At 72.7% G+C, this 11,607-nt stretch carries 12 protein-coding genes; 10 read left to right on the plus strand and 2 right to left on the minus strand.

Annotated elements, in window-relative coordinates:
* A partial coding sequence (locus ACI799_RS20800; RefSeq protein WP_456613837.1) for a hypothetical protein occupies nucleotides 1-1,286 on the plus strand: 1,286 nt, incomplete at its 5' end.
* A 159-nt stretch (nucleotides 1,287-1,445) separates the two neighbouring features.
* Here the strand turns inward: ACI799_RS20800 and ACI799_RS20805 are convergent.
* Complete coding sequence (locus tag ACI799_RS20805; protein WP_456613838.1) at nucleotides 1,446-1,724, minus strand: hypothetical protein; 279 nt, start codon at nucleotides 1,722-1,724, stop codon at nucleotides 1,446-1,448.
* A gap of 242 nt (nucleotides 1,725-1,966) precedes the next feature.
* Here ACI799_RS20805 and ACI799_RS20810 point away from each other — a divergent pair, with 242 nt between their 5' ends.
* The 6 genes from ACI799_RS20810 to ACI799_RS20835 all read left to right on the plus strand — a co-directional run bounded on the left by ACI799_RS20810 (nucleotide 1,967) and on the right by ACI799_RS20835 (nucleotide 7,615).
* Entirely contained in the window at nucleotides 1,967-2,293 is a 327-nt protein-coding gene (locus ACI799_RS20810) for a helix-turn-helix transcriptional regulator (protein WP_456613839.1), read from the plus strand.
* A gap of 456 nt (nucleotides 2,294-2,749) precedes the next feature.
* Nucleotides 2,750-3,415 carry a nuclease-related domain-containing protein gene (locus tag ACI799_RS20815; protein ID WP_456613840.1) on the plus strand — a complete coding sequence of 222 codons (666 nt, stop codon included), beginning with the start codon at nucleotides 2,750-2,752 and terminating at the stop codon, nucleotides 3,413-3,415.
* A gap of 264 nt (nucleotides 3,416-3,679) precedes the next feature.
* The gene (locus ACI799_RS20820; protein ID WP_456613841.1) at nucleotides 3,680-4,732 is read left to right on the plus strand and encodes an SMODS domain-containing nucleotidyltransferase; all 1,053 of its coding nucleotides are present in this window, start codon (nucleotides 3,680-3,682) and stop codon (nucleotides 4,730-4,732) included.
* On the plus strand, nucleotides 4,729-6,324 hold the full coding sequence (locus tag ACI799_RS20825; protein WP_456613842.1) for a ThiF family adenylyltransferase: 1,596 nt from the start codon (nucleotides 4,729-4,731) through the stop codon (nucleotides 6,322-6,324). The genes ACI799_RS20820 and ACI799_RS20825 overlap by 4 nt, the downstream gene beginning before the upstream one ends.
* Nucleotides 6,321-6,854, plus strand: coding sequence for a Mov34/MPN/PAD-1 family protein (locus tag ACI799_RS20830; RefSeq protein ID WP_456613843.1), 534 nt, complete (start codon nucleotides 6,321-6,323; stop codon nucleotides 6,852-6,854). Before ACI799_RS20825 ends, ACI799_RS20830 begins: the two co-directional genes overlap by 4 nt.
* A complete protein-coding gene (locus ACI799_RS20835; protein WP_456613844.1) occupies nucleotides 6,851-7,615 on the plus strand; it encodes a DUF6602 domain-containing protein in 765 nt (254 codons plus the stop codon). Before ACI799_RS20830 ends, ACI799_RS20835 begins: the two co-directional genes overlap by 4 nt.
* 197 nt (nucleotides 7,616-7,812) lie before the next feature.
* Here the strand turns inward: ACI799_RS20835 and ACI799_RS20840 are convergent, their stop codons facing one another.
* Nucleotides 7,813-8,310 carry a hypothetical protein gene (locus ACI799_RS20840; protein ID WP_456613845.1) on the minus strand — a complete coding sequence of 166 codons (498 nt, stop codon included), beginning with the start codon at nucleotides 8,308-8,310 and terminating at the stop codon, nucleotides 7,813-7,815.
* Nucleotides 8,311-8,563: 253 nt separating this feature from the next.
* On the opposite strand from ACI799_RS20840, the gene ACI799_RS20845 reads away from it, so the two are divergent.
* The 3 genes from ACI799_RS20845 to ACI799_RS20855 form a co-directional block, all read left to right on the plus strand.
* Entirely contained in the window at nucleotides 8,564-9,493 is a 930-nt protein-coding gene (locus ACI799_RS20845) for a hypothetical protein (protein ID WP_456613846.1), read from the plus strand.
* A gap of 388 nt (nucleotides 9,494-9,881) precedes the next feature.
* Entirely contained in the window at nucleotides 9,882-10,202 is a 321-nt protein-coding gene (locus ACI799_RS20850; protein WP_456613847.1) for a hypothetical protein, read from the plus strand.
* A gap of 477 nt (nucleotides 10,203-10,679) precedes the next feature.
* Nucleotides 10,680-11,607 (plus strand): DUF3152 domain-containing protein (locus ACI799_RS20855; RefSeq protein WP_456613848.1); only part of this gene is annotated, 928 nt, incomplete at its 3' end.

The following is an 11,607-nucleotide window of genomic DNA, read 5'->3' on the forward strand; positions in this document are numbered from 1 at the left end:
CCGACGCCGACGGGCGTGTGCCCGTCGGCGTCGGGGGCATCGGCGTCGACGACCCGACGGAACCCACCACCGTCCCGAGCACGACGCTGGCCCCGACCAGCACGACGACTAGGTGCGGTGACGGTGTGATGCCTCCGCTCGCCGCACCCGTCGCCGGCACCGCACCCGCGGCTGCCGCACCCGATGCCGGGCAGGGGAATGACTCGTCCACGGTCACGCCGGTGCCGGTCTCCCCGGCTCAGGAGGCCACCGGTGGGGCGACCATCACGTCGGTGACCGAACGACTGCGGGAGGCTGAGCAGCAGGCGCAGAACACCACCCAGCCAGTCACTGCCCGCCGCGAGATCAGCATGCCGGTGGTCGAGCGCACCGTCATCGCGCGCGCGTTTTCCCTCTCCGACGTCCCGGAGCGGCTGTTCACCGCACTCGGCCAGCTGATCGCCACCACCGCCGGTGGCGGTCAGCTGGCCCGCAAGCGGCTGGACGTGATCGAGGACCCGACCAGCCCTACCGGGCTGCGCCTGGTTCCGGCCGACGCCGAGGACGTCATCGACGCGAGCACGCCCGAGCTGCCGCTGGGCAACGTGGTGAGCTCGCTGAAGAGCGGCATCCTGGCCATGGAGTTCATCGACTCCGCCCGCCGCAGTGACGGCAACGCCGCCCGCCGGCTGGCCGAGGCGCTCGTCGCCGGCGCCGGCGGCGTCGACCGCGTCGCGCCCTACGTCAACCAGACGCTGGCCGCGGTGCAGCGGCTGCTGCGCCAGCAGTACCGCGCCGCCGACGAGGTCGTCGACCTGGCCGTCTCCACGACCACCTTCGGCCCGATCCGCGTCAACAGCCGGCCGGTGGAGCTCAACCGGTACGGCAAGTTCAGCCGCGGCGTCGCCTACAACTCCTGGTCCGACCGCGGGCTGCACAAGCTGAACTGGTTCGACAGCGAGACCGAGCGGCGGTTCGCCAACCTGCTCGACAGCGACACCAACGTCGCCGTGTGGGCGCGGATCCAGCGCGGCGAGTTCGTCGTGGAGTGGGAGGGCGGCCGGTACAGCCCGGACTTCTACGCCGAGATCAGCGGCGTGCACTACCTGCTCGAGGTCAAGGGCGACGACCGGCTCAGCGACGAGGCCGTCCTGCGTAAGCAGGTCGCGGCCGAGCAGTGGGCCCGCCACGTCACCGACGACGGACAGCACGGCGACTGGCAGTACCTGCTGGTGCCCGAACACGTGGTCAAGGAGGTTCGGACGCTGGCCGACGCGCTCACTCGCGCCCGGGCCGTCCGAGCCTGAGAAGCGGCCCGAGGCGGGGCATCGGCGCTCCTGCCCCGCTTGCGAGGCAGCGCGGGAGCCGCCAGAAGCTCTCCGGGCCTGCTGGCGCCGCGGGCTGGCCAATCGCGCAACCGCTGTTGCGCGATTGGCCGCAGCTGGTGACGGAGGCCCCTCCGTGCGTCAGCAGGTGCGTGGCCCGGCCGGGCAGTCGAAGCCGCTGTCGTAGGGGCCGTCGTACGGGTTGCCGTGGCCGCCGCTACCGCCGAACCACTCGCCCCAGCTGGCCAGCCACGCGCCCCAGTCGTAGGTGACGGCGACGGCGATGAGGCCGCCGACGATCGCGATTCCGAAGTACGCGAGCACCAGGAACCCGAGCGCGGTGGAGGCCTTGTCCTTGAGGCTGCTCTTCGGCTGGTGTGTAGTGGACGAAGCGGGCGCGATGGGTTGCTGCGCACCCACTTCCTGCGGGGGCGCCGGCACGCCCGCCAACGTGACCGCGGCACCACCGGCGAGTAGCGCTCGTCCCCGATGACAACCCGGTCGAGTGACCGGGAGAGTGAGGTCGACGTGCCCACAGACCGGTCACGCTCGTCTCGCTCCGAGTGGGGCTTCTGTCGGCCTCAGCCACCGGAGGATTTACAAACCATCGCGCGTTAGGCCGCGTAATGCCCAATCCTCTGCCAACTGAGGGAGGTGCGGCCATGCCCCGTCGTCGGGCGGTCTACTCCGAGCCGACGCGCGGGGTCTGCGCTGCCCTCGGCTCGGAGATCGCGCGGGTCCGCCGCGAGCGACGCTGGTCCCAGACCGAGCTCGCTCAACGAGTCGGGGTGGCGCTCGGCACGATCCGCGCCGTCGAGAAGGGAGCCCCGTCGGTCACCCTCGGCGTCGCGGTCGAGGCCGCCACCGTCCTCGGGATCGACCTGCTCGGCGGCCCGTCCGCCGCCGCCGCGCGGGTCGCGGACAACCGTCGCATGCTGGCCCTACTTCCGCAGCGGGTCCGGGCCGAGGCCGTCGATGACGCCTTCTGACGGTGGCGTTCCGACCGGCTCACCTCCCCACGCGCAGCGGCGCACGCGGGGGCCACCAGCGGCGCGGCGCACGCCGACCTGCCTGCCGCACCGGAACACGCGCGGCACCATTCGCCAGGTGAGCGATGACTGGCGCCCTCTGCGCCTGCGCCGGGACGGCGTCTGCAGTGACTGCGACACCACGCTTCCCGCGGGCAGCACGGCATCTTGGAGCCGCTCAGCAGCCGCCGTCCGCTGCAGGGCACACGGGGACGCCCCCTCGACTGCTGACGGCGGGGCGACTTGGCGCACCATCACCCTGCGCCGTCCGGCGGTCTGTACCAACTGCGGCGCCGGACTGAACGCCGAGACGACCGCGCAGTGGAACCGAGCCCGGCGGGTCGTCCGCTGCCTGACCCACGACGACTCCCTGCCTCCGACACCACCCGCGCCCGTTCCCGTGCCACCACCCCGGCTGTGCGAGTCACCGGCGCCGCCGGTGGGTCGGCGCAAGCCGAGTACGAGCGGCGCAGCACCCGCCGTGAGCAGAAGGTGCGCGATGCCCACCCGCTCCTCGGCGGGCTCATCCTGGCCCTGTCCGACGAGCCGCAGCATGTCGCCGCGTGGCGCCGGGGCGCCGCCGGCGAGCGCGCCGTGGCCCGTCGCCTGGACCAGCTTGTCGCCCGCGGCGTCGAGGTGCTCCACGACCGACGGATCCCTGACACGAAGGCGAACATCGACCACATCGCGGTGTCGTCCTCGGGCGTCTATGTCATCGACGCGAAGAACTACACCGGCACCGTCCGCGTCGACTGGGAAGGCGGCCTGCTCAGCCCGCGCCGGTACAAGCTGACCGTCGGCCGGCGCGACGCCACCAAGCTGGTCACCAGCGTGCAGCGGCAGGTACAGCTCGTGCGCGATGCGCTCGCCGGGGACCCGCGGCTACCCGACGACGTCGCGGTCACCGGGGTGCTCGCGTTCTTCGACGCCGACTGGCCGTTCTTCCCGCCAGACCGGATCGAGGACGTTCGGCTCGAGGGGCCGAAGTCGACGACCAAGCTGATCCTCCGCGATGGTCCGTACACCGCGTGGGGCGTGCCGATGATCGCGGAGCGGCTGCGGACCCAGTTCCCCGAGGCGTAGCGCGCGGGCGGCCCGCAGCGGCACTGCGCCCGGTACCGCGGGCTGAGTGGCCAGCACCCGTGCCGGCCGGGCGCCCCGCGGGTTGCGGAGAGATCCCAGACAGGTTGTCGGGGGAGTCGGGACGAGCGGCCGCGCCGCAGCATGGCCCGGGCTGAGCTTTCGGGACGTTGCGCATCGACGACATTCCGGAACTGTCACCCCTACGTGATCCGCTGACCGCACACGGCGACCGGCCCGTGGTCAGCACCAACCGTCGGAGGACCCATGCCTGAGCTCACCACGCAGTTCGACGCCGCCCTGACCAACATCGAGCCGACGGCGGCCGACAAGGACAACGCACCCAAGGCCCACAAGGAGGTCAGCGACGCGCTGGCAGCTGATCCGGTGATCGCCGACTGGGGCTTCAAGCCGATCCTCATCGGCAGCTACAAGCGCTACGTGAGCATCCGCCGCATCAAGGACGTCGACGTCTTCGGCCGGCTCACCGAGGTCGAGGACGACGTGCTGCCGAAGACGCTGCTGGGCGAGTTCGAGCGGGTGCTGCGCAAGGCGTTCCCCACCCCCAGCAACGGCAAGGTGCGTGTCAAGCGGCAGGCGCGCAGCCTTCAGGTCGCCTTCCCCGAGTTCGACGGCCTCTACGTCGACGCCGTCCCCGCCCGACCCTGGACCTCCTCGAACGGGCTGTCGGCCTGGCAGCTTCCCAAGCGCGAAGACGGCGACGACCCCAACGGCTGGCAGGCGACCAACCCCGACGAGCTGACCGTCATCACCAACGAGCTCAACGACGCGGAGCACTTCGACCGCATGTACGTGCCGACGGTCAAGCTGCTGCGCCAGACCCGCCGCAGCCTGCTCGGCAAGGCCAAGCCCGGCGGACTGACCGTGGAGCTCGCCGCCGTGGCCGCCTTCCGCACCGGCCGCGTCAAGGGGCCGACGCACGCCGACTTCTACGCCACCGCGCTGCAGGAGACCGGCACCGTTCTCTACAACGCCTTCGTCCTCGGCTGGGGCCTCGACGATCCGACCATGCCCGGTGAGAAGGCCGTCATCCGCGGCACCTACGAGGAGAAGCAGGCCCTGGCCAACGCCTTCCTCGACGCCGCCGCGAAGGCGAAGACCGCTCGGGACAGCACCGACAAGTGCGCCGCCGCCAAGACGTTCCGTGACCTGCTCGGGAAGGCCGTCGACGACGTCGGCGACACCGACTTCGTGTTCCCCATGCCCGACACCTGCAACGCCGACGGCACCGCCAAGCGGTTCACCACCGTGAGTGCCGGCGACCGCACCGTCCCGGCCGGCAACCGCCGGTTCGGATGAGCGGCCCCACCGGTGCCGACCGGGCCGGTGCAGCCGTCGAGCAGCTCCGCCTGACCCGCGTCGACGCCCACGAAGATCTGGTCGACGTCCTCGCCCGGGGCGGGTTCAAGCGTTGCGACGACGCCCTCCCGAACTGCGACGGGTCGGGCTGGCGCGGGATGCTCACCTTCACCGCCGACGGCGACACCATGGCGCGCCGGCGGGCCACCGTCGTCGACGTCGTGGTGCCCGACGAGTACCCCTTCGCCGCACCCAGGGTGCACCCGGGCAACCGGGTGTGGGCCGAGCTGGCCACCGGGAAGACCCTCGGCGACGAGTACTACGAGCCCAGCCGGGGCTGGCACCGTGAGGCCGACCTCGCCATGTGCCTGTTCGACGACGCCGACCACACCCGGCTCCCGTGGGCAGACGGGGCCGCCCTGCTGCAGCAGGCGACCTCCTGGCTGGCCGCCGACGCCGCCGGGTGGCCCGATGACGCCCCGGCCCTGGACCTGGAGCGGTACCTGGACGCCGCGGGGGAGAGGCGTGTGCTCCTCTACGGGCCGCTCGACAACCTCGACGGGGTCGTGCGGCGCACCCGCGCACAGCGCAACGGCGTCCTCCGGCTGGCCGGCCCCGCCCGGCAGCACCGCTCCGGCCGCAAGTCCGGCACCCGCCGCTGGGGGCCCGACGCCGTCTGGATCGCCGCCGCCGGGGAGCTGACCGGCCCTATCCGCGACTGGCAGGACCTGTGCACCGCGGTCGGACCCGACCGCGCGGAGGCACTCACCCGTGCTCACCGTGTCGGACTGCAGCGGGTGCTGCTCAGCTACACCCGCCGGGGGCTGCCGGCCGCGCTCGCCCTCGAACTGGTCCCCGGACCCGACCGGACGGTGGAGCTGCGTGCCCTACCGTCGGCGCCCGACGACAACGCCACCCGGGCGATCCGGGCCGGTCGTGACGCGGCGGCCCTCGGCGCCCGCCGGGTGGCGGTCATCGGCGTCGGCGCGGTCGGCTCCGTCGTGGCCGACCTGCTCCACCGCAGCGGCGTCGGCCAGGTGCACCTGATCGACGACGATCGGCTGCTGCCTGGCAACACCACCCGCCATCTCCTCGGCGAGGCCGCCGTCGGCCTCCCGAAGGCCTCCGCCGCCGCCGACATGCTCCGCGCCGCCCGACCCATGCACGGCCCGGTCACCGCGCAGGTGGGGGCACTCCGGACCGCCAAGGACGCCGCGGACTTGCTCGCCGCCTTCGACGTCGTTGTCGACGCCACCGCAGACTCCACGGCGACGGCGATGCTCACCGCCGCCGCGGGTGCTGGCGCGGGTCAGCTGTTGTCGGTCGCCGTCCTCGCCGACGGCCACGCCGTCCGCGTCGATCGCACACCAGTGCCGGAGGGGCACCAGCCGCTGCCGGAGCCGCAGCTGCCCTCGCCGGGCCCGACGGTGTACGAAGCCGGCTGCGGCAGCCCGGTCAGCACCACTCCGCCCTGGGCGGTCTGGGAGGCAGCGGCCATCGCCGCCCGGCACACCGTCGGCTTGCTCACCGACCCCGGCAGCGTTCCCGCGGGAGAAGAGCGCCGCCTGACTTTCCTCGGCGGCGGCCAGTGACCGCCGGCATCCTCATCGCCCGCGCCGCCCTCGACACCGTCCTCGCCGCCGGCGAGGAGTCCCTCCCGCTCGAGACCGGCGGCATCCTGCTCGGCTTCCGCGCTCCCGGCGTCATCGTGGCCACCCGCGCGCTGGTCGTCCCCGACCCGCGCAGCAGCCGGCACAGCTACCTGCTCCACGGCCGTCGCGCCCAGGCGCTGATGGCCGCTGCCCGCACCGACGCCCCAGCCGTGGTCGGCTACGTCGGCGAGTGGCACATCCACCCGGCCGACGTGCCGCCCAGCCGCACGGACGAGCGCGCGTTGGGTGCCGCCGCCCGGATGGCTGCCGGACCGGTCGCCCTCGTAGTGCCTGCATACCCGGCGAGTGGACCAGTCCGCGTACACGGCCTCGTCGCGGCGCGTCGGCCCTGGCCGGTGCCCGCCATCAGCCCCGTCGACATGGTCGTGACCGCAGTCGAGGTCATCGACGACACCCCCGGCAGCCTCGAAGCCGAGGCGACCACCCTGACCGAGAGGAACCTCCCGTGACAAGCAGCGATCAGTCCACCGACCAGCCCCAGTTCGACCTGCGCCACGCCTTCGAGGCCAAGTCCGAGCAGCTCGCCAGCCGCATGAAGGCAGCGTCAAGGCTGACCACCCACGGCCCGACCATCGGCGACGGGAGCGAGGAGGGCTGGCGCGTCATGCTCGAGGAGTTCCTGCCCAAGCGGTACGCCGTCAGCCAGGCCTTCGTCGTCGACAGCCAGGGCAACAGCAGTCTGCAGCTCGACGCGGTCGTGCACGACCGACACTTCACACCGCTGTTCTGGGACATCGACGGCGCCAAGTTCCTGCCGGCCGAGAGCGTCTACGCCGTCTTCGAGATCAAGCCCGAGCTGAACCTCGGCTACCTCCGCGAAGCCGGCGCGAAGGTCGCGAGCGTCCGCGGGCTGCACCGCACCTCACAGCGGATCGTGCACGCCGGCGGCGAGGTCGTGACCCCCAAGCCGCCGCCGCGGATCCTCGGCGGCATCCTGGCCCGCAGCAGCGGCTGGAAGCCGCCCTTCGGCCAGCCGCTCAAGGACGGGCTCGATGGGCTCGCGGACTCACAATGCCTCGACCTGGGCTGCGGGCTGGCCGACGGCGCCTTCGAGGTTCCCCCCGGCGACACGGCGGTGAACGGCATGACGACGGCCGATGCGGCCGTCGGCCTCGCCTTCTTCGCCATGCGGCTGCTCGCGCGCCTCCAGCGGATGGGAACCGTCCCGGCGCTCGACATCGACGCCTACACCGAGGTGCTGTCCCGCTGACCTGCGGCGCACGTGCGCGGATCCACCTGGGGGTCCTGTGTCTAGGCCGCGAGGCCCCAGGTCGCTTCGACCAGGTCGATGACCGTGCCGCCAGGTGGATGCTCGACCCGCCCACGGTGCCACCGCACCCACACGATGATCGCACCGACATCGCGGGAGAAGGAGCTTGCTGGCCAGTTCCCGGGGGCCGGGCGGCGCTAGTCCCACCACAGGCCGACGACGGCCACCTCGCCTGGCCAGGGAGCGGTGTGCAGTTCCGTGCCCACCCCCACCCACGCGTGGTCCCGGGCCGTCCACGACACCCAGCCCTCGGCGACCGCGGCCTCCAGGGCGCTGGGTGATGCGCCATGTGCCGGCCACGCGCCGGCGGTGCGCGCGGCGAGCTCTCGGGCCACACCCGCCGGCACCTGGATCCCGTCAAGGCGCAGGAACGCCCGCTCACGCACCAGTCCGCCGTTGAGCCGCCCACCGAGCGCAGCCGCCTGCGCGACCAGCCACTGCATCGGCGGCTGCACCCCGTTGGGACGGGCGGTGCCCAGCTCGCGGTCCAGCAGCCCGAGAGCCGCGACGGCTATCTGCGGCGGTACGTCGAGCAACTGGCCGGGCAGGTCACGGTCGATGTACGGGTCCAGCAGCTCCACCAGCGCTGGAGTGCGGGTCCGCGCCGATCCGGGCGTGCCGTCCTCCGCGGGCATACGCCGATGCTGCCCGCGTTCCCGCCCGTGGTCCAGCCGCACGTCACACCACCACCGCCCGCCGTCTGACGGGCCGGATTTCACCCCGACGAGCGAGTGCGGCGGCGGCGCCCCTCGGGCAGACTGCGTCCGTCAGCGAGCACCAGAACTGGCGCCGCGGCTTCGGTCGACGGCGTGAGCACGACCGGGCTCCGCATCCGCGGGGCGCGGACCGCCCCGGCCGCCCGGCCGCGCAACTCATGGAGCCGCTGACATGACGACCACCTCGCTCACCTGCTGCCCCGGGCACGGCTGGAGTTCTGTGCCCCTGCGGGCAGCCGGCCCGCGCACGCTGTCCGACGAGCGGTACGCCGCCAAGCTCGCGGCCGTAGACGACAGCATCGCCGATCGCCGATGGCTGCCCGTCGAGGACGCCATCCAGGCGCTGATCACCGCCGCCGCGCACCTGCCACGGACCCGCGACGTCTGGCTCGAGGAGTTCTTCACGACCCCGACGCGGTGCCCCCGTCGCCGCTGCGGCGCTCCGGCCGAGCTGATCTGGTGCGCCCGCGTCGCTGACTGGGTCATCCGGTGCGCCGAGCCGGCCTGCCCGTATCACGCGCACCCTCTGGCCAGCGCCGAGCTCAAGCCCTACCTGACCGTGGGCCAGTGGTCGCGGACGACGGCTGCCGAGTACCACTGCGCCGCGCACGCAGGGCTCATCGTCGCCCAGGCCGGCTGGACGCCGCCGACGCGGGACTGCACGCCGGTCACCTGTGCGGATCCGACATGCGACAACCCCCACACCGTCGGGAAGAGCCCGGGCTGGCTGGCTGCCCCCCAGGTGATCCGCGCCGCCCTGCTCGGAGCCCGGCCGCACAAGCTGACACCGGTTGTCCTGCTCGCCGACGCCAGCCGGGGCGACGCCAGCCTGCTGTACGAGACGCCAGAGTGGCTCTTCACGCTCAACCCGGCCGCCGTGCGGACCGAGGACCTCGCCACGCGCCTCACCGCCGTCAGCGCCGCACTCGCGCAGCACGCCCCCGCCATGGACAGCGACGAGCTGGCCGTGACCCGCGCCGCCGTGCGTGCGGTCTGGGCTCGACTGCCTTGGGGTCCGTTCGAGCAGACGTTGGCCACCCCAGTTGCGGACTGGCTCACCTCGGCGGACCTGGACGCCGCCGAGCGCGAGCTCACGGCCTGACCGCAGGGGCTCTGCTGGGATCCATGGAGGGCTGGCGGCCGGCTGTGTAAGAACTCCGCCGTTAGCGTGTAAGAACTCCGTCGATCAGGGCGCAGCTCCGCTGGTCAGAGCAACGGTTAGCACCCCACCTACAGGAGCTAACCGTTGCTCCGCAGAAGCGCTGACCATTGGTCGGCGCTTCTGCCGTTTCCGACTTCTTACACGATTCGGGGCGTCTTCTTACACCGCAGGTCAGCGGCCCGAAACGGGTCTCGGAGTCCTGTCGCTCGGCGCCCCGGACGGAGGCCGCGCCTCGTTGCCGACAGCGGTGGGCGTGGTTGCCGGCTCGGAGAGGGCGCGGACCGTCCCGGACGCGCGGCGGGTGTGCCGGTGCGCGGAAGGGGATGTCGTGCTGTTGCTGCTGTCGCTGCTGCCGGTCTTGGCCCTGGTGTGGGCGGTCTTCGTGATGGCCCACCCGCGGCGGGAGACGACCCCCGTCACCGTGGTGGCTCTGCTGGCGGGGCTGGCGTTCGGTCTGCTGTTCTCCGGGCTGGCTCTGTTCATCGTCGCCGCACCGCCCGCGCTGGCCGCGGCCGCGCTACCCCGCTGCCACGCGGGGGATGGCCTTCGGCCCGTTCCCGTCGTCTTGGCGCTCCTCGGCCTGGCCGGGACGGGCTACTGGCTCTGGCTAGCGCTGCTCGTGGCCAACGACGCCGCCAGCGCGATCTGACCGCGCGGGCGTGGGTGGCCGTCGGCCAGCTGTGTAAGAAGTCTGCTGGAAACGTGTAAGAACTTCGCCGGAACTGGCGCTCCGTTGCTGGTCAGAGCAACGGTTAGCACCCCACCAGCTGGACCTGTGGCCGGCGGTCCCGTGCTGCACCGTCGTCCTGGGCGCCGGCCGGTCGAAGCCGCCCTCCTGTCCCGACGATGCAGCCGTCACGTGGCCATGGGGATCCGGCCCGCACCGTGTCCGGCGATCGCCACCGGTCCCGGGGACCGCCGCCGACGAGGGAAGCGGGGCGGTGGTCGGCCCCCGCCCGCACGTCCATGACAGCTTCGTGTCAGGCGTCCAAAAGGCTTGTCCCGGCCCGGTGGTGGCTGGCTATCGTGCCGGGACGGGCAGCGGCGGCCGGTACGCCACGGCGCGCCGGTGCCGGAGGACCACGAGACGCGGTCGCCGCGTGCCGGCTGCGGGACGGGACTGTCGATGAGCTGGCACCTGCGGACGTTCCTGGCGATGTTGCTCGCGCTGACCACCGCGGGCATGCTGCCCGCGGCGCCGGCGCAGGCCCAACAGGCCATCACCTACACCGTCACGGCCCAGGGCACCGTCTACGGCGACCTGGACCACTTCGCCGGCGTCGCCTCGGAGACGCTCAACGACCCACGGGGCTGGAGCCTCGGCGGCGCCCTCCGCTTCGACCAGGTGCAGTCCGGAGGGAACTTCAGCCTCATCCTGGCCTCGCCGGCCGTGGTCGCTGCTGCTGCTCCCGGCTGCAGCAGCGAGTGGAGCTGCCGGGTGGGCCGCAACGTCTACATCAACGACGAGCGGTGGCGCGGCGGCACGGACTCGTGGCCGCACGGGCTGGACCTGTACCAGCGGTACGTGATCCTGCACGAGGTGGGGCACTGGCTGGGTCTCGGTCACCAGGACTGCCCCACGCCCGGCCGCACCGCCTGGGTCATGCAGCAGCAGTCGATCTCCCTGCAGGGTTGCCGGGCCAACGTCTGGCCGGTCATCGCCGAGCGCCAGCAGGCGGCGGACAACCGCGGTGTGTCGGTGAACTGGTCGGCCATCGAGGCCAGGTACCGGGACCTCGGGCAGGAGGGGGGCGTGCTGGGTCCCCCGATCACCTGGGAGAGGTACGCCGGGGCCGACGGCGGGTCCTACCAGCACTTCGCCGGGGGTTACGGCGGTGGCTCGATCTACTGGTCGGCGAACACGGGCGCGCACGAGATCTACGGGGAGATCCGGGACCGCTGGGAGGAGCTGGGCTGGGAGCGCGGTGTGCTGGGCTACCCGATCACCGGGGAGCGCAGCACCGCGGACGGCGTGGGCCGGTACAACGCCTTCGCCGGGGGTTACGGCGGTGGCTCGATCCACTGGTCGCCGAGCACCGGTGCGCACGAGACGT

This window comes from Blastococcus sp. SYSU DS0753, assembly GCF_054051175.1.

What these genes read in the sequence shown, in the direction of transcription:
- ACI799_RS20810 (WP_456613839.1), top strand. Translation starts at nt 1,967, where the DNA reads ATGCCCCGTCGTCGGGCGGTCTACTCCGAGCCGACGCGCGGGGTCTGC.
- ACI799_RS20820 (WP_456613841.1), top strand. Translation starts at nt 3,680, where the DNA reads ATGCCTGAGCTCACCACGCAGTTCGACGCCGCCCTGACCAACATCGAG.
- ACI799_RS20825 (WP_456613842.1), top strand. Translation starts at nt 4,729, where the DNA reads ATGAGCGGCCCCACCGGTGCCGACCGGGCCGGTGCAGCCGTCGAGCAG.
- ACI799_RS20840 (WP_456613845.1), bottom strand. Translation starts at nt 8,310, where the DNA reads ATGCCCGCGGAGGACGGCACGCCCGGATCGGCGCGGACCCGCACTCCA.
- ACI799_RS20845 (WP_456613846.1), top strand. Translation starts at nt 8,564, where the DNA reads ATGACGACCACCTCGCTCACCTGCTGCCCCGGGCACGGCTGGAGTTCT.